The sequence below is a fragment of the Aerosakkonema sp. BLCC-F183 genome (assembly GCF_041929145.1).
GTDB lineage: Bacteria > Cyanobacteriota > Cyanobacteriia > Cyanobacteriales > Aerosakkonemataceae > Aerosakkonema.
Genome location: NZ_JBHFNU010000065.1, coordinates 1 through 20,968, shown reverse-complemented (window position 1 = coordinate 20,968; position 20,968 = coordinate 1). Strand labels below are relative to the sequence as shown.

Annotated in this window: 16 protein-coding genes and 1 pseudogene; 4 read left to right on the top strand and 13 right to left on the bottom strand. The window is 44.1% G+C overall.

What is annotated here, in order from left to right; genetic code table 11:
• Positions 1-8: 8 nt before the first annotated feature.
• The 3 genes from ACE1CD_RS19080 to ACE1CD_RS19070 all read right to left on the bottom strand — a co-directional run bounded on the left by ACE1CD_RS19080 (position 9) and on the right by ACE1CD_RS19070 (position 2,839).
• The gene (locus ACE1CD_RS19080) at positions 9-1,130 is read right to left on the bottom strand and encodes a hypothetical protein (RefSeq protein WP_374794790.1); all 1,122 of its coding nucleotides are present in this window, start codon (positions 1,128-1,130) and stop codon (positions 9-11) included.
• Between the two features lie 270 nt (positions 1,131-1,400).
• Positions 1,401-2,483: a relaxase/mobilization nuclease domain-containing protein gene (locus tag ACE1CD_RS19075; RefSeq protein ID WP_374794789.1), complete on the bottom strand. Its 1,083-nt coding sequence runs from the start codon at positions 2,481-2,483 to the stop codon at positions 1,401-1,403.
• Positions 2,480-2,839 (bottom strand): hypothetical protein, encoded by a 360-nt coding sequence (locus tag ACE1CD_RS19070; RefSeq protein ID WP_374794788.1) that lies wholly within the window; start codon positions 2,837-2,839, stop codon positions 2,480-2,482. Before ACE1CD_RS19070 ends, ACE1CD_RS19075 begins: the two co-directional genes overlap by 4 nt.
• Before the next feature lie 340 nt (positions 2,840-3,179).
• On the opposite strand from ACE1CD_RS19070, the gene ACE1CD_RS19065 reads away from it, so the two are divergent.
• A complete protein-coding gene (locus ACE1CD_RS19065; RefSeq protein WP_374794787.1) occupies positions 3,180-3,611 on the top strand; it encodes a hypothetical protein in 432 nt (143 codons plus the stop codon).
• 21 nt (positions 3,612-3,632) lie between these two features.
• A complete protein-coding gene (locus tag ACE1CD_RS19060) occupies positions 3,633-5,021 on the top strand; it encodes a ParM/StbA family protein (protein WP_374794785.1) in 1,389 nt (462 codons plus the stop codon).
• Between the two features lie 98 nt (positions 5,022-5,119).
• Here the strand turns inward: ACE1CD_RS19060 and ACE1CD_RS19055 are convergent, their stop codons facing one another.
• The 5 genes from ACE1CD_RS19055 to ACE1CD_RS19035 all read right to left on the bottom strand — a co-directional run bounded on the left by ACE1CD_RS19055 (position 5,120) and on the right by ACE1CD_RS19035 (position 16,071).
• Positions 5,120-6,265 (bottom strand): site-specific integrase, encoded by a 1,146-nt coding sequence (locus ACE1CD_RS19055; RefSeq protein ID WP_374794784.1) that lies wholly within the window; start codon positions 6,263-6,265, stop codon positions 5,120-5,122.
• Between the two features lie 630 nt (positions 6,266-6,895).
• Positions 6,896-7,213, bottom strand: a complete 318-nt coding sequence (locus ACE1CD_RS19050) for a hypothetical protein (protein ID WP_374794783.1) — start codon at positions 7,211-7,213, stop codon at positions 6,896-6,898.
• A 637-nt stretch (positions 7,214-7,850) separates the two neighbouring features.
• Positions 7,851-11,396: a plasmid replication protein, CyRepA1 family gene (locus ACE1CD_RS19045; protein ID WP_374794782.1), complete on the bottom strand. Its 3,546-nt coding sequence runs from the start codon at positions 11,394-11,396 to the stop codon at positions 7,851-7,853.
• A gap of 354 nt (positions 11,397-11,750) precedes the next feature.
• Entirely contained in the window at positions 11,751-13,481 is a 1,731-nt protein-coding gene (locus ACE1CD_RS19040) for a multiprotein-bridging factor 1 family protein (protein ID WP_374794781.1), read from the bottom strand.
• A 208-nt stretch (positions 13,482-13,689) separates the two neighbouring features.
• Positions 13,690-16,071, bottom strand: a complete 2,382-nt coding sequence (locus tag ACE1CD_RS19035) for a DEAD/DEAH box helicase (protein ID WP_374794780.1) — start codon at positions 16,069-16,071, stop codon at positions 13,690-13,692.
• 78 nt (positions 16,072-16,149) lie between these two features.
• Here ACE1CD_RS19035 and ACE1CD_RS19030 point away from each other — a divergent pair, with 78 nt between their 5' ends.
• Positions 16,150-16,449, top strand: coding sequence for a hypothetical protein (locus tag ACE1CD_RS19030; RefSeq protein WP_374794779.1), 300 nt, complete (start codon positions 16,150-16,152; stop codon positions 16,447-16,449).
• 157 nt (positions 16,450-16,606) lie between these two features.
• On the opposite strand, the gene ACE1CD_RS19025 is transcribed toward ACE1CD_RS19030, so the two are convergent.
• The 5 genes from ACE1CD_RS19025 to ACE1CD_RS19005 all read right to left on the bottom strand — a co-directional run bounded on the left by ACE1CD_RS19025 (position 16,607) and on the right by ACE1CD_RS19005 (position 20,327).
• Entirely contained in the window at positions 16,607-17,077 is a 471-nt protein-coding gene (locus tag ACE1CD_RS19025) for a hypothetical protein (protein WP_374794778.1), read from the bottom strand.
• A gap of 36 nt (positions 17,078-17,113) precedes the next feature.
• Positions 17,114-18,091, bottom strand: a complete 978-nt coding sequence (locus ACE1CD_RS19020) for a hypothetical protein (RefSeq protein WP_374794777.1) — start codon at positions 18,089-18,091, stop codon at positions 17,114-17,116.
• Positions 18,092-18,730: 639 nt separating this feature from the next.
• Complete coding sequence (locus ACE1CD_RS19015; protein WP_374794776.1) at positions 18,731-19,024, bottom strand: hypothetical protein; 294 nt, start codon at positions 19,022-19,024, stop codon at positions 18,731-18,733.
• Positions 19,025-19,368: 344 nt separating this feature from the next.
• Entirely contained in the window at positions 19,369-19,887 is a 519-nt protein-coding gene (locus ACE1CD_RS19010) for a DNA-binding protein (RefSeq protein WP_374794775.1), read from the bottom strand.
• Positions 19,884-20,327, bottom strand: a complete 444-nt coding sequence (locus ACE1CD_RS19005; RefSeq protein WP_374794774.1) for a hypothetical protein — start codon at positions 20,325-20,327, stop codon at positions 19,884-19,886. Before ACE1CD_RS19005 ends, ACE1CD_RS19010 begins: the two co-directional genes overlap by 4 nt.
• Positions 20,328-20,781: 454 nt before the next feature.
• Between ACE1CD_RS19005 and ACE1CD_RS19000 the strand changes: the two are divergent.
• Positions 20,782-20,968, top strand: a pseudogene (locus ACE1CD_RS19000) (hypothetical protein); the annotation flags it as partial.

The following is a 20,968-nucleotide window of genomic DNA, read 5'->3' as shown; positions in this document are numbered from 1 at the left end:
AAAAGGGATTATGAATGCTTCTTTTTAATGTGCTGCACAAGATGACGAACAGATTTAATTTGAATCTTTTTGAGAGAAGCATCTTGGTTCTGGCGCTGCTTCCAAACAGCTTGAAACCGTTGCATATACTGAGGATTGTAACGATAGTCAGGAATTACGTAATAAGCCTCATCCCATTCTGGGTAATTCTTGAACGCCTTGAGAGCCAAAGCTAAATCTGCTGGGTTCGAGTAGTCCTTTAGGTCAATAGCTAAGCGACGACCATTGGGTAACTCTGCCCACAAGTCATAGTTGTCTACACCACACCAAAGAATTGTTTTGGCACCCATTTCATCAAGCTGCTGCTTCAGAGCTAGTAGACTTCGCTCTGGGGCAACAATAGACTTTTGAATACCAGGAGTTGTTCGCAAAGTTCCAGGTCTATAGGGAACCCACTGGCAATCAATTTGAAGCCTGGGAAATAGACGGGAGCAGAGGTCGCTGTAACAAGTGGCGTATTCCCGATGTCTACCAATCCACTCCAAAGGCCATCCACATCTAGGACACAATGCCATCCACTCTCGACCTTCTCTGAGGATTCTAGCTGCCGGAGGAACAAATTCATAACAACTAGACAGTAGCTCGCAGAGTGTTGACTCCCATTCCATATGGTCGTAGATAAGCTGCTTCCCTTCTATAAGATAAGGATGCTCAACAATAAACAGTCGAGCCCCCGTGTATTCTTCCTCCCTCCGCTCTGCTTTGCAATAGTTAAGCACATCCTTAAAGGGCAGATCTTGAATCTCCGTTTCAGTGTCCTCACCCGACACCCTAGCTGCGAGATCATAGGCAAAGTCAGTAGGTATTCCAGAGAATAGAAGGCTGCCGAACAGTTTGCCAGAAGGCATTGTAGACCCAAGAACAGGCCAATCTTCTACTGGTTTATGCAGCCATTGCACATATTCCTGATGGTGACTGGGAGGTCTAACACCTTGGCTAATGCATAAAGCACACAGTTGCTCCAATCCTACTTTTAGTTGAGGATGTGGCATAGTGATAGGATTGGCTGTGCCTTCAACAACCTGTCTTCGAGTTTCTATTAATCCAACAGCCAGTCGGCTAAGAACCTGCTGGGGAAGAGGAAATGGCATAGCGATCGCAAGTATGAGCCTTCGTTCTACAGTATAAATGCTTTCTCAGAAAAAGTAGTACAAATGTTTTATTAAAAGTCAACAACAGCTCAATACACCGGCTTGCAGTCGTATGAAGTACACCCCAGATCCCCTACTTCGCAGGAGTTGTCAGGGATCTGTGTACCTCACTCCGATGAAAAAGGCTGTAAAGTCAATATCAAAGGCGATTGCAGCACTACACAGGTCATGCCAACATCTATAATGATGGCTGGGTTACGGTATTGGGCTTCAAAACTCTACCTCAGTTTGTTCCTTCTGGCGCTGCTTTTTAGCTTCTTGGGCTACGTGTCTACGTCTGGAATCAATTTCCAAAAAGTGCCGGACATCGCTATCAGTCAGCTTAGGAAGTCCTACAGATGTCCAGTACCCATCGCTATTGACAGCCCTCATCTTAATCGTAGAACGTTGGCGATCGATCAACACCAATTGGTCGTCTTCCCAATAAGCGGTATGGTGTTTACCTACCAATCGTGTTTGGTTGGCTAGACAAGCTGCGATAATGGGAGCGATCGCTCTGACAAAATTCTGTTGGGACAAACGCCGCTCCAAGTTTTTCAAAGTATAAGCTTTCCCCAGCTGATAACCAGCAAACCACACACCATCTTTTTCAAACTTGACGCCCCGCGAAGTAACCACAGTAGTAACGCCAGCAGTGGAAAGCGTTTTACTGAGACTTGTCACCTCTTGAGCTATTGTAATTGCAGAGTCGATCGCATTCTGAAGTTGCACTCGCACACCAACAGCAGAATCTATTTTCCTAAAATAGTGAGCATCATCCAATTCTTGTTGTGAGTACCTAGTTCTTCGCACTTGTGCTGTTGTTAATTCTCTCCTGGGAGAATCTCTGCTATCAATAACCCCAGTCAGGCTATATTCTTCTCGCAATTCTTGCAGCACTATTTCGTACCGCTGCCAATCTTTCCAAGCTGACACTACCCGACAATCAGTTAAGCGTACTCGATTAATGATGACATGGTAATGAGGGCGCGGTTTCCCAACAGGTGTAATCGTATCATCGTGACGGGCGGCGACCCACTGACAATCCCCATACCCGCAACGGTTAACCATATTGTCAATTAAATCAAATGCGCGATCGTCAGAAAGTCGATCGTCTGGGTGAGGAGACAGTGACAGATGTAAGACAGGATAACGGACGCGATGATTGAGCTGCGCGATCGCTTCAAATTCCTGCTGCATCCCCAAAATACTCTGCTGTCCCAAGTTGCCGCCTAACAGTTGCGATCGTTCTTTGCTAAAGATGTAGCGTAACAATCCCCTGAAGTCAGCACCTTTAGTAGCTTTACCGATCATGGTATTTCTTCCTCCGGTACCAAACCCAACAGTTGGCATTGAACGTAGCGGACAACTTGTAGAGTATCTGTAGTAGTTCGCGCCACCTCATCAAGAGATGGTAAGTTTTCTCCAGTACTTTTAGCAGCATTCATTCGCTTCGTCGCATGGGATAAGCTGACTGCGATTTTACTTAGTTGGTGGTAAGTTAGTCGGTTGATTTCTGGGATGGGCGTAGAAGAGGTTCGACGCTCAACACAGTGACGAATGTAAGCAGAGAGAGTCATGTTATGAGAGTCAGCTTTATGTTGCCATGCCAGTTTCTCCTCTTGCGTGAGCAGTATTGCAATATATTCGGTACGTTTCTTTGCTTGCATGAGCGGGAACTAAATCTGCATAATTTCCGATCGTGCCGCCTAATTTGGGCCATCTTCTTCTATCAAGGGATAGGAAAAGAAATTTAAATATCGACTTAGCTTGCTGCTACCAAAGAAATACGCTTAACCTTACTCCGGTAACAGTTTCTATCTCTGACGGGTCGTAGCTTTTGGCAGAGGTTTTCAGTACATTTTTAACGGCATAAATGGAGTAGATCGGGAGATAGGAAAGCTCCAATTTTGGGCGTACTGTCAAAAAGTCAGTACATTTATACCGGACAAAATGTACTGAAAGCGGGCTTAAATCTCCTTATTTGCCCCCTAACTTGTCTAAGTAATTATGCCTAAAAAATCCGACTTGGTAATCTACGATATGAGATTGCGATTCGCTGCAACGACAAGGGAAGGAATAGCTCTTTCCTACATGAAAAATCATCCTTCATCAAAAGCAGCCAGAGATCTCTTCGTGCAGACGATGCTGGCTCATTGGTTGCCGTTCGGTTTAGCAGCGCAAGGGGTAGAAGGTGAAGCACTGTCACTGGCTTGCTTTGAAGCAATTGGAGAACTCGAAAAACAAATTAATTTAATCAGGCGAGTAGTCCTCGAACAAGAAACGGTAATAACCGCCCACATCGAAGTCCCGCAAAAAGCTGCTTCCCCAAAATCTCAAGTGACTAAGCTTTCCCTAGATACAGCAGCACCGGACGATCCAATTTCTGGCTCACACAGACAAATTTCGGCAGTTCCCAAAAAAGCCGCTGACTTGTTTTAAAACAACTCTTTTTCTAAAGTTATGGAAGAACTGACAGTTAAAATTTGGGCTGACTTAGGTGGAAGCACGCTCAAAATTTTGGCCGAGATACCCAAGAAATCACCACTACCAATCATCATGCCTTCACGAGTAATCAAACTCGATGATTGGTTGGTATCAAACCGGACTGTGGAGATGTTGAACATATCTCCTGAAGCTGATGCTATTGTTCGGCTGGGTAGATGCTATTATACAGTAGGTAGGCTGGCCCAACATTACGCTACCGATGCCACTAGCTCTACTGAACTTAAACAGCCAAAGCAGAATACTGCTATTCCTAAACTGCTGGCAGTTGTGGGTATCATTAAGCAAAAATATGAGTTACCAACAAAGTTTGCAGTCGAACTAACTTTATTGCTTCCCTTTCCCGAATATCAGTTTGTCAAAGATGCCGGTAATAATTTTCAGGCTGATTTGAAAAAGGCGCTGTCTAATTTCGAGTTTAGAGGAGAAAATTACGAAGTCACTCTGGTTAATTTTGGTTGCAAACCAGAAGGTGCTGGCTTGATTATGTTGAGATATCTGCAACAGCACGCTCGACAAGATTGGCTGAGTAATAGCAAAATTGCCGCTCTGATGTTGGGACATCGAAACACTAGCATCTTGCTGTACGATCGCAGCACTCCCAGCGGCTACACCAACAACCTGGGCTTTTACCAGATAATTCAAACTGTAATTGATTCCAGTTTAGGGCAAAGTGCTGCTGCCCTCACCGAGGCAATTTACAAAGCCATTGATGACATTTCACCAAATAACCCCCATATTCAAGCATTAGCGATGACTTGCGGGAAAAGTAAGCGAGCCGAACTGACTCGTTTGGTAAAAGCGATCGCTTCTGCTCAAAAAAATCGCTGGCAGCAAATTGCTGCCTGGGCCAAACCCCTAGTAGGTAATGTGGATGAGTTAATTATCGGTGGTGGCACAGCACTGTTATACCAGAAAGCGATCCGCGAAACTTTCCATTCAACTCCATTATTTTGGGCAGTAGCAACCGAACCAGAACCAATACCTCAAATACCACCTCAACCAACTGGGCCATCTGGCCACCGGGAAGAATGGGAGAACAAACTCCTCACCGCTAAGCCTGGGCATGATGCTTTGAAAGCTAAAGAAGCTTTGGAGCAATATGAGGAACAATTGCTGTCTTATCAGCAACAGCAGGCTGATTACGAATTACAGCTTAAAGTTGTCCAGGCAGCATTAGAGAAAGAAGAACTCCCCCAAATGCAGTTGCACCGCCAATCGCAAGCAATTATGGAGGAAATCGCTCAAACCTTTTTCTCTCAAGAGGTGGCGAGTGATGAGAGGCGTTTTCGGATTACGCAGTTTGTCGATATTTACGGTGTGTGGAAAGCGAGTGCGAATGCTTGAGCTTAGTAAGTATTAGTCGGTAATGTATAGATTACGTCTGTACAATGAACTCAAAAATTCTGACTAAATTACCCTGATTTGTCAGACTCTTCTACTTACTAAACCCGATCGCTATGATGAAAAGGAGCAACAGGTCGAGATGGATTATTCAGTAACCTCTCAAACGCCTGCTGCTGGTGGTGTTCGTCCAACCAAGCATGATACGTCTCAATATGTATCGCCACCGAATGCCCCATCTGAGACGCCGCCAGCGATACCTCCAACCCATACTCCATACTCCGAATCGCCCAAGCATGGCGCAAATCGTAAGGACGAAAGGATACACCCTGCCGCCGGAAATATTGCGACACCCTTTGTCCCAACTCCTTATTATTTCTTCCCGTACAAGACGGTACTAAAACATCCAACAGCGACCAAGCCTCCACCCACTCCGGATGCAAAGGCCAAATTCTCCTTTCCCCAGTCTTTCCTTCCAACACCCTCACAATCCCAGTCCCTTCCTGAAAATTCTTCAAGTCCAGATGAAACACCTCATGCGGTCGCAGCCCGTAAGTCGCCAACATCCCAAAACACCACCGCCATGCTGGATGAGAAATTTTTGACCACCAAATCGCTATAGCTTCATCACTAGGTAGCGAGCGCTTACTAACTTTCGTTGGAGAATAATTTCCGCTAAACCTTTTCGCATCAAAATCAAAATTAGCTATTTCCACCAACTGACGCAAAGCAAAACAAGTTTTCTGGCGCATTCGAGTATCTGGTTGCGTCCCTTTAATCGCCTGCATCAGTACATCTTTAGAAAGCAATTCTTCAGTCGGCAACCGACTAAACACTTCCATATAATTAGTTTGCCAAGTCGAGAGCGATTGAGGATTTTTAGCCCGCCGCATAAAATAATCTTTTTCTAACTCTTCCACCCAATCCCCAATCCTTTTGTTGTCTTGACCGATGACCCGATGGCGTAAATAAGGCAACCAATCAAACTCCCCTACTGCCAGCAAGCCTCCCACTTTCCGCGCTTCTTTCTCCGCAGTTCTTATCCCTTCAATTGTCGCTTCAATCCCCAAAGCAATTTCTTGTTGATGCGGTTTACCTTTGTCGCTACCAGGGCGGGGTGGCAAGGTTCCTCGTAAATATAATCGATTACCTTTTTGTAAAATAGTTACGCCAATTTTAAGAGCCTTCAGCCTTTGGTTAACTACACTTAATTGAGGTAATTGAGTCGTTAATTTTGTTAGCGACATTTGACACCCACTCTCCCTTGTTGTATAATATCAGACAAATAACTTTTTAAGCGGCCAAAAAATGAGTGCGTTCGCGCAGCCTGCTGTAGGCATATCGCTTGAAGCTCGAACGACGCTTGTGGTATTGGCTGTAGATATTTATTGTCAAAATGAAAACCTGTTAGCTGGTACAGAAACACATATTTTTTGGCCAAGGTTATTAATTCCTAAAAAATCCCTATAAATAAAGTCTAAGCTAGTTAAACTTTTCCGAGTTTCCCAAGCAGTTCTGGAGCTACTTCACTAAGTTTTTCCCTAAACCCGTGTTGTCGTCAAACCTCAGTAGTTATAAAATTAATGTATAATTTTATACTTATACATTAATTTTGAGTTCCAATTTTGTAACTTAAAAAATTAGTTACTTTTCTCATAAATTTTCTGGAAACAAAAAATAGATATTTTAGGTTTTAATAGGGAACAAGCTCTTGACGTATACCTTTCTAATTGGCGCTAACAAGAGCATAAAACCAATATTAAACCCCTTGGCATACTCAAACTTTATACCTGGTTTACCCCAAACAGGATCTTTAAGTTGGATACTTCTTAAGTAGGTATTACTGGTAACTTTTAAGACAGCTATTTAACCGAAGCTCAAACCTCGTTTTCTGGATGTACAACTTCTGACTGGATATTAGCCATTTGTCGTTTTATAAATTTCTCAATCCGTTCCTCTATCGATTCTTCCAGCACCTTTAATCTTTTCTCTATAGTATCTATACGAGCATCTATATTGTTAGTTATTTCATTCTGGGAGAGTATTGAGATTTTGGTAGGTGGTCTATCTAGACATTGCTCAATGTAATCAACCAATAAAGCTGAAGCGTTTGTACCGCTGCGTTTTGCCCACTGCTGAAAAGCTTCCCATTCGTCACCATCAATGCGAAATGTTGCCAATTTTTTCTTAGCCATTGTCTATATGCCTGTCACTTTTTGGGTTAAGGCGTCACAATTTATGCCGCCTATGGCACCAGATAATATATAGACATTTTGGCAAACTTTACCTAAAAAAGCTAGATGTTATCTAGCAAAATCTATACTTTTGCCGTTTCGCAGACAAACTGTGGAGCGGTAAAGGAATCAGTGCATTGTGGTTCGCAGACAAAATGAAATTTGTGCGGACTAAGTGAAATTTGTGCGGACTAAGTGAAACCAGTACTTGAGTACAACGCAGCTGTAGGTAGCTTTTCTTGCGATCGCCAAACGTGGCAAGGGAACTGATTAAGAGCTATAAGCCTTACAATGTAAGGCTTATAGCTCTTCGGCTTCTAGAAAGCGGAAAATTTTACGCTTGTCTGCGATTTTGGTAGGGAAATTTTAATCACTCGGCGAAAAATTTCATTTAGTCTGCAACATGAAGCCCTGGAAGTACCGGAATTTCGTTGAAAAAATTTCACTTAGTCTGCGAACCCACAGCATACCGACACAAAAGTTTAATATTACTTAGCAGTGGTTCTTGTCTAATCATTTCATCGGTGCTCATAACAAATTCCTAGCCTTGCTGCTCAAATATTCGGGCAGCTGATTTTCTTGGACCGCTCGCCACTCGTCATCCTGTCCCCCCATCAGCAAGTTCCAAGCGGTGTACGGAAGTATGGGTAAATAGTCCAGAAAAGAGCGATCGCACCATCACTTGAGTACCTGAGACAGCTTTCACCACATATTTCTGAACCTCTCCACAAAACCTCACCACCGAGCCAACTTTCAGCCATTCGGGTGCTGTTTCGGGTGCTGTTGGGGCAGCGATATCTTCCGACTCTCCCTGTCCTTCTGTTGGTGGTGTCGCTTCCAATGGTTCATCTTCCACGCCCTGTACTTGGGCGAAAGCAGCTGGTGGATCGCTCTCCTGTGGCACACCCCCTGATATCTCTATATATTTATCAGACCCCGATCCACTATGTACACTCGCAGCCTCAACAGCTACCCTTTCCACAGCTTCAACATCCCGCATCTCCCAAGCCGAAAAAATCGCCTCTCTGTCATCATCAGGAAACTGGAACTGATAAACCCTCACCCGCTTCCTTCTCCCAGAGGCGTCACGTTCCTCTATTCGTTCAAAACCAATGTGCTTGAGAGTAAACCCTAGCTTCACACCCAGGATATATTGCACCACCTCCATTGGTGGTGCTTTGGGATTGATATTTATGCCCAAAAAGTCCCGAACATCCTGGCTGTAATGCTTCACCCTTTCGGCAAACGCAATTACCTCTTCGTCAATTCCTCTAAACTCAAGCTCAGAGTTGAAAAAGTAAGTTATTCCCAATTTCTTAAGCGCTTCTACTTGTGCCGTAATAAATCGCAAGTCCTGCGGACAAACTTTCCCATTCCCCCTTTCCCGATGTCCTGTTAAGTGGTTTTTATCCCGATTCTTGACAAATTCAGAATCATAAGTCAAGTAATAATGGAGGCGGATTTTGGGCAGCCAGCCATCCTCGTCCTTTAGTACCAATTCCGGAGTAACTGTCACTCCATAAGTTTCCTCTAGTTGATATTTGCGAACGGCGTTTATTTCCTCCGGCGTTTTAGAACGTTTGTCTTTCAATAAAAGGTATTCAGACTTGTTAATCTTCTCAGCATCTCTAATAGATTCTGCCGAATTCACCCGGTTTTCTTGTCTGATAACTTTGGCTTCTTCACTAACACAAGCTGCTGCTGTTTCTAGTTGCTCTAATTCTTCTTCTAGTTTGACGATTTGCTCGGATAATTCATCCGATAGCGAATAATCTTCAGCATTATTCGCAGCTATTTCTAGCATTTGCAAAATCTCAATCTCTTGCTGCAATTCATTCTCCCGACACAGTTCCACCCGATGCCCTTCAGCTTGAATAAGCTCCCAAATAATCTTCCGATAATCCCACATACCAGCATTAATTCTCGCCCCCATCTTTGCCCAAGTTCGCAAGTGAACTGGATCGGAGGCAGAATCAATATCAAAGTTTACGTCTTGCAACAAATGCAGATTAGTTTTGATGACTTTCTGTTGAGATTTTAGAATCGCTCGATAACTAGCGCTACCGTTGCCAATTTTACCCATTCCAAACTGTTTAGTCCAAACAAACCAAGGCACATTTTCATCTCGGATCCGCGCCAAAGCTTGCAAAGCATCGTTAACCGCGATCGCTCCTTTGAAAATACCGAAAACGGCGACAAAATAACCCCGAATGTTAATACTAACTCCGGTGCCAATAGTAGGACTGGCAATGATAATATCGTAATTTTGGATGATGGTATTAATTTTCTCCACGCAGCCATAAGCTGGATGGTTGGGGTTGGCTACTGACTCGCTATCAATTCTGAGAATTCTTTTAGAAGGAAATCGTTTTTTCAGTTGGATTTCCAAGTTGGTACAAGACCACTTACCTTTGACTTTTTGGGAATCTTCCACCACCATGATGGGAGTGCGCTGCCGCTGAATGGGACAACATTCGGCGCGGCTGTCGATATCGCAACAAGTGACATCTTGAGATAAAATTCTCTCCATCTGGGCAAACAGCGGTGCCGGGTCGCTAGTGGCGAAGAAAGTTACGTCCCGTCCCTTGGTTGGTTTCCATTCGTTGACTGCAATCCAAGGTTCGATCTGGATGCCTGCTAAAGCTTTGAGGTAGTCGATCGACAAGTCGGATAAGTCCGCATCTTGGGCAACGACTAAGCCCCCGCTGGTCAAGACGTTGTGGATCAGTTCTTGGAAAGTTTGCAAAATAGACACCCGGTTCTCGTAGCAGGTGCTAGAGTTCAGGGCGTGCCAGATGACTTGTTCGCACTCATCGATGATGACGATCGCACCTTCCCAGTTTTCTGGATTGAATTGGGCTTGAGATAGGGGATGCAGGCTATCGATGCAAAGGCCGTATCCGAACAGTTTACCTACTGCCGAGTCTTTGGTTTCGTCGATGTAGTTGACTCCCAAGGCGGCACAGATCGCTCTGCCCAGTTGAATCCTGTGGGTAATTATCAACACGCGACGGGAACCCGTGTCAAGGGCATCTCGTACTAACTCAATCAGGGCTTGGGTTTTACCAGTACCTTTGGGCGATTTGATGCCCACCAAACCCGACTCCGGATAGGGTATTTCTCCCAGATAGCGCTGGCAGAGCCTTAAAGCCGCCGGATAGCTTAGTTGCCATGATTGCCTAGTTTGCCAAAATGAGAAGGCTTGTGCGGCCTCGTAGATGCCACTGAACGCATCCTCACCCCCAGATGGGAGAGATGGGGAGGATGAGTAAGAATTAATTGTATTTTCTGTATTTTCTCCCCTGCTCCCCTGCTCCCCTGCTCCGAAACCTCTTGCACGGGCTACCACGAAATCATCGACGCCTTTTTCAGGCCCGGGCAGACTGATGACTTTCACCTGACACTTGGCAGCACTGAAGCACTGGCCCAGCTTGTCAATTTCCCGGTTGACGTTCTGGATGGTTTGGCGTTTGGTGTCATGGTCGAAGCAGATGTAGATTTCCCGTCTTGCTGTGGCGAAGTGTTGCAGTTCCGGGATGAGATAGGGGTTGCACTTCTGCCCTGACTCGTTTTTGGTTCTGACGCCCATTGTGACGCCGGGGAGGGCAATGGCGACGTAGCCCAAGGTGAGCAGACACCCTGCTTTTTTAGCGCCTTCGACGATGATAACGGGAATGTTATTGGCCCGCACCCAGTACCAGAAGCCGTGTTGTCGGTCTTGTTCGGTGATGGGGACGCCATAGCGTTGGGAGACTTTCTCCCAAATACGGTCTGGAACTTGCAGGAAGAAAGCTCTGGTGGGCGTTTTGGGCGGATGCTCGTATTTGATGGGTTTGAGCTTGCCTTTGGGGTCAAAGGCTTGGCGTGGACTGTTGGGTTTGAAGCAGCCCCACAGCATGGGTTGCCAGTTGTTGAGGGGGTCGAGTCCACTACACCACCAGCCGCCAGCTTCGATGTGGCGGTATTTTTTTCTGGCCCACCGCCATTGAGCGTCGGGGTGGACTTTGCCGGAGGCGGCTTCAATTTCGTAGAGGAGGTAGGCGTAGGGGGTGTCCCCTGTGAGGACGCGGACGTTGAGGGCGAAGATGTCGGGGTCGGAGCCGCTGTTGAGCCATTCATTGAGGGGTAGTTCTGGATTTACCATTGCTCACCCCCATACTCGTTAATTCGATCGAATTCTTCATCTGGCTATTCCTTGCGTGGGAATAACCCTTGTTTTTCTCACGTTCTGAAAATCCCTGCTTGCACGCCGATCAGTCTAATTAGACTGATCGGCGCGTAGTAAAGTGCTGGAAAGCTTGCTAATCAAGGGCTTCAAAATTAACTTGTCACCAGATCCGGGTGTTTTTGTCACCAGATCCGGGTGTGTTCGTAGTAAAGTCGTAAGCCTTGCCTGGTAAGAATTTGAGGGTCATTTTTAGGTCATTTTTTCCTTACTACGCAAAACCCCAGCCTTACTACGTTTGGGGCTGGGGGCCTGGGTTAGGGTGATGGAAAGCTAGATTGACAGTTCCGGTAGTACTTTAGGCAAGATTTTCTTAAGTTTGGCAGCGGTTTTGGGAGTGATTGCCTTGCCGCGCTGAAGCTGTGAGACTAGCTGCTGGGAGATCCCTAGCTTTTCAGCGATGACTGATTGCTTCGTCCAACCCTTTGCTTCACAAGCCTTCTGTATCGGTTCCCACTCTAACGGATCGGAAGATGCTGATTTCCGTTTTTGGGATAAAGATTCTGATTTTTTAGCAGCTATCAGGGCTGGAATTTTACCAGGAGGCTTGATGGTAATGCCAGCTTCTAGCAGTAAATCAATAATTCTTTTTTTGCAATCTTTGGGTTTACCTGTTGTACTTTCAGGTCGCAACCATTCTGGGTAGGTTTCAGAGTCATATATAATCTGCCACTCTAACTCAACCAATCGCATTAAAGCTTTATCCCAACGTTGCTTCAGCTTACCAGCATAGCGATGATCGTTACGGGCTAATTCAATCTCATTTTTTGGCATTACCATCTCTAGCACGGTCTTAACAGTGTATTTTCCAGTTGTACGGATAGCGCTTTCTGTTGTTATATTGATGGCAATTAAGAACGCTAGCTCATCATGATATGGGTTCATTTTGAGGGTAGATTCTGAAATCCAACCAAACTCATATAAGGCAACTGGAGGATTGGCACTCTTGCCTTGCTTGTTAAAGAAAAATTCAGTCCACCTCCCAGCCCGGATGAAAGCTACTATTTCTGTTGGGTCTTCAATTTCGTTCGTAAAAATATTACGAGGCCCGTAGCGCTCTACTGCAATATCCCAGATCAGGGAATTCATATCACAGCCCAGCCTCCCTATATTCCACTTAATAGTTGCATCCAACCTCCTCAGAAGCTTCAAACATTGCTCTATCCTTAGTAACTTCTGGGAATTGGTCATATCTTTACGCTCACCCCAACCCATTAAGTCTATTAAGTTTGTGCCGCCATTTTTCCCAGTTCCAGCTAACTTAATTTCGGTTTTCCAGGCCGCAGGCTGTCTAAAAACATAGGCAGACAACAAACAGTGTAGTTTAGCGGTATCTTTACCCAAACTGCCAAATTCTTCAATAATTCCCCAAGCAGCCTTGCCTGTAAAGTAAAAATATTCTTTAGTTACCGGGTCTTTGTCCTTTAATGCTAACTCGACAAAACCTGTACTGTAATCATCTCGGAAAAACACATTTTTGTGGGCATCTTCCTGCCAATCCCAAATTCGTAGTAATGACTTACAAGCAGTTCTAGGAGGCGCTGATGTTAGCAATTGAGTGATTGTGTTGCTGATAAATAACTGAGGTTCTGTTGCTGGAACTGTTTTTGATGCCAGCCCTAGCATAGCGGTTAATTCATCTAGTGTTCGATTGGATAAATCTAGTGGCTCTAGAAAACTTAAAGCTGAATCAAGAGCCACGTTTTTCCATAAACTTTCCTCGGTTCTACCTGTCTGAAGCCAGGGGTTCAGATGATTCAATATCTCTTCTGCTGTTGTCAAGTAAAAAGCATCATCAACTATCTGCTCTCTGAGAAATTTTTCGAGTTCATCAACACACTTAGGGCTAAAGCCCTCTAATGTTTCATCCCTTTTAGTAATTTCCGCATGAATCCCCATTGCTACATTCAAAGCTAAAGTTTCTAAAAAATTCCCCTGGCGTAGCTTTTTGGCGTAATCTTGAATGCGGTCGCCGTCTATCGTGGTGGTAGCAGATAACTCCATAGTCTAGCCTCTTCCTGCCAATAATCCCATTTTTATTCGGGTAACCCTAAACTATTTGCTACAATGAACCAACTAGCCATACTATTCTAAAATCATAACAGACAATGCCCAGGCGTTATTTCAAAAATAAACTTTTTAGGTTTTCATTCATCTTTCAAACGTCAATTTAGCGGTTATGGGGTCGGTTAAAGATGTGGAAAGCTAGATTTTAAGTGTTGGTATCCTCAAATTGTTGCTGATACCAAATAAGTTCGGATTCAGCCCGTTCCAACTCAAAAGAATAAACTTCATCCTCAAGAGCATCCCAACCGTAACAATCATCAGGATCTAAATCCTGATAACCCGATGAAACCACTTGGGGAACAACCGATGTAGAATAATAAGTCTGTGAGAAAAAAGCTGGATAACCAAAATATTTATCATCCGGGTATAGTTCTCGCCATTTATGATAAACCCATCCTTGCCTATAACCTAGCAAGCGAGCGCATTCACTTAATTCCTCAAACGTTGGTTGAGGGTGGTATTCGATCAGCTTATAATACAACCAAATTGGTTTATGGTTTTGACTCAGTTGAATTAATCGCCAATAATATAACTTCTCAAACCGAGATACAAAATTTTGTCTAGGTAATGCTTTATTTTCTTCGTCTTCGCTAAACCTTCTGGTTTTACTATCACTAGGGATAGCCAACTCTACCAAACGAACTTGTTCGCTAAATGGAAGAAAATCTAAAATATCTGCCAAGAGAAATCCGCCTTTATTGAGGGCAAGTGTTACCGCATCCCAAGAAAGTGATGATACTACAGCAGCCACAGTTGAGCGTTTTCGTTCTTCTTGTCGCAGTTGAGAAATACGTACTTGTTGCTCCACAGGCAGCCTAGAAATAACTTCTTGGGGATTAAAAATATGGCTGTAAGAGTTTATAACATTTAAAATTTCTGCCCAAGTAGACGCTCTGTTCACTTCTTCAGTCAAGCGCTCCAACTGTGCTTGACGAGCTTCTTGAGCAGCTGCTTCCTTTTGCTCTTGCACTAAATTATCGTAATATTTAGTAGCCCAAGCAACCGCCGCTGGAAAATCTTTAGTATAAAATAAAGCACATTCTCGCAATTCTGGAATACCCAAATTAGGGTATTGCTGCACCAAAAAATTAGCTAAATTAGGTAAAATTGGTAAACCCGAGCGTTTGCGCCTAAAAGCACCCACAATCCGATAAAGTTCCCCTAAAAATTGCCAATCGCAATCAGTAGGAATTTCTCGCATCTCCACACCCGGATGGTTATAAACTTGTCTGGGGGGCGGCGGTTCCCCACCAGACCACTTTTCCATTTCGATCTCGTCCAAGCAGTTAGGACAAATGTACTTACACCACAATTTAAACTCGCCGTGACCGGGACTCCACTCATACTTGTAGGGTTTTTGTTCGTGGGGCAGTGGCTTAAAGACGTGACAGCATTCGGGACAGCAAACATTCCACCGTTTATCCTTAAGAGAAACAGGGTCTAAAGACCACTCCCAAGGCTGGTCGGGAGCCCCAAACACAGTCCAGTTTTCCGTATGGTCGATAATAATCGCAGCTTCTTTACCAGGATGGGGACGGAGGCTTCTGCCCACCATCTGCAACCAAAGGATGAGAGATTTAGTGGGACGGACAATTTGTACCGCTTCCAAAGAAGGAACATCAAAGCCTTCCGAAACAATACCGCAGTTGCACAAAATGAGAGTCTTACCCGAGATGAAACGACCGAGAATGGCTTTGCGTTCCTCCGGCGGCGTATCCCCATCCAAATGTTCCGCAGCGATACCAGCTTCTCGGTAAGCTAGTGCGATCGCCTTAGAATGGTCAACACTGACAGCAAAAACAACCGTCTTGCGATCCGGCGCAAACTTACGCCAGCTAGAAATTAAATCGCCGTAACTTAAGGAAGTGTTAACAGCAGCAACTAATTCCTTTTGTGTATAATCGCGGCCTGTGAGAGTTTTGGGGCGTCTAATCTTGATTTGTTGCGGGGCGGCAAACAGCTTGAAAGAACATAAGTAATTGCGATCGATCAGCCAGCGCACATCAGGGCCGCAAACAAGTTCATCATAGAGGAACTTAAATCCCTGTCCGTCAATACGGGCAGGAGTGGCAGTAACTCCCAAGATGTAACTGTCTTTGTAATGTTCTAACAATCGCGTCCAACTGCGACTGACACTGTGGTGAGCTTCGTCGATAATCAGCAGGTCAGCCTCTGGTAGCTGACGCCGCAGTAAGGATTGAACCGAAGCAACTTGGACAAGGTGACTGCGGTCTTCTCGGTATCCGGCTTTGATTAAACCTACTTTTTCTCCGGTAACGGCACAGAGTTTTTCAACAGCTTGCAGCAGCAGTTCTTCCCGGTGGACTACCACCAATACTCGCAGTTGCTTAGCAGTGAATTTATGGGTAATGGCGCTGAAAATGACAGTTTTTCCGGCACCAGTGGGTAAAGCCATTAAAACTCGCCGTTTACCTTGCGACCATAAAGATTCGACCTGGCTGAGCAGGTCGAGTTGGTAAGGACGTAATTGGTAGTACACCTGTTGCAGTGGTTGTGGGTTTAACACCTTGCGTCGCTGGCGATGAAAGAAAAACTGGTTTTATCTACCTTAATAAATTATTAAAGAAGTAGCGTTGTAGCGAGAATGGGAAGTAAATTTGTAGTGTCCCAATTGGCACAGCAGAAAATGTATCTAAGGTGGAAACAAAGAGGGGTAAAGTTGGTATGGTATGCTTACGTCTGTGCAGGGGAAAGACGCGCCGGCAAAGTAATTACGCGCACAGTAGGTTATCTGGGAGCGATCGCACCCACAGCCATAGAGCGAAGCTCAGCAAGAGCAGAATTCTGGTATCAAGTCCAAACCAATCTGGAAAAGCTGGGCATGACATCAGAAGAACAAGAGAAGATAGTGGCGGCGATCGCACAAAAGATACCAGTAGCCTAAAGCAACTACCTTTGTAATCACAGACTTTGGTTGCAGCTACCCAGTCTGTTTGTGTAAATAGAAAGAAGAAGCAAAATTGAGCCACACCCCGCGATAAATCGACGGGGATTCAGCGTCGGAATTAAGGTTAACTTTTCGCCCTTTAATAGCTATCTGGTTAACCGTTCCTAGCTTCATGCAGAACTGCTCTGAGGGTGAATGACTCAGCCAAATGAGAGGACGCGCCTACTGGTTCGCAGTTTGTTTGAAAGTCCTTCCATGCCTGCATTAAGAACGGCTCCGTCCTTTCCCACTCATCTTGAGCGAGATGCAATAGAAGGTTATCTTCGTCATTAACAAATCTACTCAAATATGCACTGAATAAATCTCTGTGCATAATCATCCCTGTCCGATCATAATGAACTCTTTGAGACAGGGATTTTTTGATGCGATTCCCGCTCAAATGAGTTTGAGATAAGGCAGTTTTTTGAGTAGAAAACTTGGTGAACGAACCGCCAGCACTTTCAGCCTTGCGTTTCAATTCTGATTGCACAAAACCTGGTGACTTAGCAGCGATAGCTTTACCATATCGCTTTTGCCATCCCTTAACTGAAACATTCTCAGTTTTAATCTGCTTACCATGTCGCAAAATCTCATTAACTATTTGGTGATTTTGAGACTTGGCTTATGCAGTTTTTCGACGTTCTAATTCCCGCCGCTTTTGCGATAGTTTCCGATACCTTTTAGAGTTATTCCACTTTCTTTTACCCTTTTTGGATGTTCCTTTTTTGGACACAGTTTTTCGCCCTTTCTTTGCCTCAAAGTCGGGATGGTAGTTATCTGGGTTGTTTGCCCTTTTCGACCTATCCATCCGACGTTGGATGGCTTTGATTTCTTGTTCAAAAGTGGGAACACCCGCCGCGAAAGGCAGCAATCCAGCTTGGCTATCAGCAACAAAAGCAATGTTGTTAATGTTTAAATCTATGCCAACAATGCCATCAGAAACATAATTTTGTGGTTTCTGATAAGGGATACCTTCATTAACTAATTGAGCGTACCAACGCCGCATTACGTTGATTTCTCGCCACAATATCCGAACATATTTAATCGGAGAATTTAAGCCATGTATAATCACTGGATTTGACCAATCAATTAACGGTTTAATCGCTAAATTACCCCAAACCAGTTGATTGTTTTTCCAGCGAATGCCTTGCTTATTCGTCTTTCCTTCCATTGACCTAAACCTACTAGGTATTTTGTAGCGAACTTTTTTCGCTTTACCCAGTATGACTTTCTCGATGGCTTTGAAGGCGCGAGTCGCAATAGTTTGTTGCGTATTAGAGTCAAGTTTCTTGGCAATCCATTTCGCATTATTGCTGGTAATAGTTGAGTATGTATGTAACTCATACTCCGCTAATCGATAAGCTTTGCGTGCAGCACCAAAAGCTTCTGTTCTTTTTTTCCTTTGAGTTTTAGGAATTTGTTTTGCTTGTTGGTAGGCATCGGAATTACGAACTAGATTCATCCTAGCTTCCGCTTCGTTTAGGCAGGCATTATAAAGTTGTCTTCCCGCCTGAAAGCGAGAAAGCAATTCTTTTTCTTGCCAACTATCTACTATTAGTGGAATTTCTGTAACGAATGAATTAGTTTTACTTCGAGCCATCCCGAATTCACCTCCTTAGTAGTTTGAAAGCTGCCCTTATATTATATTACAAAAAGTTGGGTTAATTTGACGGCGAATTTATTCGCCGTGTCGCGTTTCCACCCCGCAATAAATTGACGGGGCTACCACGCGATCGCTATTTTTAGGTGTACCCACCGGGGTAATAGATTTGTCGCCGTTGTGTCCCAAATGGCCTATAAAAAAGAGCAAGAGGATCGAGAGCAGGCCGATCGCTCCGGTTACTGTTGTGTCCCAAATGGCCTATAAGATAAAGAGGTTGGGGCGGTCTACTGAAAGTCCGAAATGTTGTGTTCCAAATGAAACACAACAGATAAAGGAGAGATAGTCCAAGGGGATCGATTTCTCTCTCTGTGCTGTTGTGTCCCTTTTGGCCTATAAGAGAGCAGGCGATCGCCGCATAACAGCGGGAACCACTCTATCCCTCTTCTGTCAGTCTCGGAAAATCAGGCTCAAAGCGAAAGCCTGAGAACTTTCCCCCATAACGATTTGAGCGGTGAGTTTCTCATAGAAACTCAAAAATGTAGATCAATTGGGAAAACGCATACCCTATCAGCGTTACAGCGTTTGCGATCGCCTAAAGTGACAGAAGAGGGCTATCAGGCTAAGTACGGAAGAGCCCTAATCTTTAGCCGATTCAAGGTAAAACAGTAATTTTGACGGGGTGTAACAAATACTTTTGTACATCATCAAGGGGAACCCTTGCGGAGCAAAGGATCGATCGCAGAAGCCGTGCAACCACATTTGTCTATATAAAATCTTTTTGCATCCTCCGGAGAGGGCGTGAATTAAAATGGCTTTAATACCAGCAATATCAGCCGCTTGCATAGTACGTCGTACCGCGTCCTTAAATAAAACTATACCAAGTCCTTTGTTACGATGGTTAATATCAATAGCAAGTTTGCCTAGTATCATAACCGGAATTGGATCGGCTACATTTCTTTTGAGTTTGTCGGTAACACTAGAATGAGCAACACTACCATTAGCTAAACTGTAGTATCCTACAACTTTATTTTCGTAACAAATAACATAAGTGCGGGATACGAAGAGAGGTTTCGTTTTTAAGAGTCTTATCCTTTAACCATCCATCCAACACAGGTTTATCACAGCTAAATGTCGTTAAGTCGTGTGTTGGCAAAAATAGTACAAAAAACATCCTATAGAGTTAACCCGCTCGGGCAAGCTGGTCGCTAATTCTATGAAAAAAGAAAAATTTAGCCAATACGATCGTAGTTGCAGCTAGATAATTGCTCCCTTGTTTAGGAAGCGACATGAACAGGAGCGTTGAGATGATAAGATTCTCTCATCGCGGTTAAGCGTTCTTGATAAAATTCATGTAATTGGGCAAAAAACTGACCTTCTTGGATTTGAATTCCTAGCGCGTCACTGACTGCCAAAAAATCAATAAAACTAGCATTTTGATAGTCTTTCTCTTCGTAATTTTGAATTTGTTCTTCTGTCCGAGCGCACAAATATGCCAGTTCTTTTTGGCTAATCTTTAAAGCGAGTCTGGCTTTAATTAAAAGGTCTGATATTTGGCTGAAATCATTAACTTTAAGAACGACAGGCTGATGGGGGTCGTGAGCGATAAGAGCTTCATATTCGGCTATTTCATCTTCAAGACTTTTCATCTGACTTTGATAAGAGTCAAGGAGTAGTTGCCAGCCATCCGGATCTTTATTTTTCTTCTCTTCATTTTGACGCAAGGACACTATGGCTGTTGAAAAATTTTCAGCCCAAGATTTTGTTACCTGATACTGATGTTCGTTCTTAATCATGGTGACCACCTCAATAAATCGATCGCGATAATACCCTTGCGGTTTTGCTCTCTGTCAAGTTGAAAGAACTCTATTGATATTGTACTCTCATCTACTGGTTGGTCTGAGGGATAAATTTCGCCACCGTACTTAGATTTTTGGGCAGCACTGTCGTAAAATTTCAGCAAGGTAGGGGCATTTTTTCTCAGGTAGTCTAGATCGACATTATCTCTATCCCAGCAAGCATCAAAGTCATTGGGGTTTGTTTTGTTGGTAACGAAGCTACCATTTATATAAATGATACGGCAGCCTGCTGCTTTTAATTGTTCCATTACAGTAGAGAGTCCTTTAATCATTCTTTGGCGTTTGGGTGTTGTGCCAAATCGCTGTTGAAATTCTGACCATTCGCTGAAGTGAATGCCTGGGGGTAGGTTGCCGTTTTCATCAAAGGGTGGTATCACTCTTTTAAGTTTGAATCAATTGTAAACTAACTTTTAAAAAAATACCATTAATTGTAATAATTGAAAGCATAATTTTAAATGTTATTCTGATTTTTACCGTTAATAAATGTAGCATACAGAGTAAAACTTATAGTTCTTATTTATTCCTTTGTTATGTGCAAGCGATCGACAGAAAAGCTACCCACTGGTGCGTCGCAATCCAATACTGATTTCACGCTTGTCTGCATAAATTTCGGGCAAGTCCCCATAAATTACACGCTTGTCTGCGAACCTACACACAGTTCGATCTGGGCGGACTGCATGAGCCGTTAGGTGCTACTTTAGCACTTAAAAGCATACTAATGTATCTCTTGTATGTCTGTCCCGCTGTGCTAACCTAGCATACTAAAGGCCATAGTTGGCATACCATCCGCCACAAGGTATGCTTTAAAACAGCACACCAGTGGCATAACCAATGGCGACTAACAATAAACGCATCGTAGGCTACTTACCACCGGAGTATCACAACAAGCTGCGCGAGTACATGAAGGAACAATCCCTCACCGAAAGTGCAGCCTTAGTGAGAATTGTCAGGCAGTTTTTCGATCTCACCGTTACAGCCAATGTCCCAAAAGTCAGGTCACAGAAAGACGATGCAATTG

Bases quoted from the DNA above. Each gene is read 5' to 3' on its own strand.
- ACE1CD_RS19080 (WP_374794790.1), bottom strand. From the start codon at position 1,130: ATGCCATTTCCTCTTCCCCAGCAGGTTCTTAGCCGACTGGCTGTTGGA.
- ACE1CD_RS19075 (WP_374794789.1), bottom strand. From the start codon at position 2,483: ATGATCGGTAAAGCTACTAAAGGTGCTGACTTCAGGGGATTGTTACGC.
- ACE1CD_RS19070 (WP_374794788.1), bottom strand. From the start codon at position 2,839: ATGCAAGCAAAGAAACGTACCGAATATATTGCAATACTGCTCACGCAA.
- ACE1CD_RS19065 (WP_374794787.1), top strand. From the start codon at position 3,180: ATGCCTAAAAAATCCGACTTGGTAATCTACGATATGAGATTGCGATTC.
- ACE1CD_RS19060 (WP_374794785.1), top strand. From the start codon at position 3,633: ATGGAAGAACTGACAGTTAAAATTTGGGCTGACTTAGGTGGAAGCACG.
- ACE1CD_RS19055 (WP_374794784.1), bottom strand. From the start codon at position 6,265: ATGTCGCTAACAAAATTAACGACTCAATTACCTCAATTAAGTGTAGTT.
- ACE1CD_RS19050 (WP_374794783.1), bottom strand. From the start codon at position 7,213: ATGGCTAAGAAAAAATTGGCAACATTTCGCATTGATGGTGACGAATGG.
- ACE1CD_RS19045 (WP_374794782.1), bottom strand. From the start codon at position 11,396: ATGGTAAATCCAGAACTACCCCTCAATGAATGGCTCAACAGCGGCTCC.
- ACE1CD_RS19040 (WP_374794781.1), bottom strand. From the start codon at position 13,481: ATGGAGTTATCTGCTACCACCACGATAGACGGCGACCGCATTCAAGAT.
- ACE1CD_RS19030 (WP_374794779.1), top strand. From the start codon at position 16,150: ATGGGAAGTAAATTTGTAGTGTCCCAATTGGCACAGCAGAAAATGTAT.
- ACE1CD_RS19020 (WP_374794777.1), bottom strand. From the start codon at position 18,091: ATGGCTCGAAGTAAAACTAATTCATTCGTTACAGAAATTCCACTAATA.
- ACE1CD_RS19015 (WP_374794776.1), bottom strand. From the start codon at position 19,024: ATGATACTAGGCAAACTTGCTATTGATATTAACCATCGTAACAAAGGA.
- ACE1CD_RS19010 (WP_374794775.1), bottom strand. From the start codon at position 19,887: ATGATTAAGAACGAACATCAGTATCAGGTAACAAAATCTTGGGCTGAA.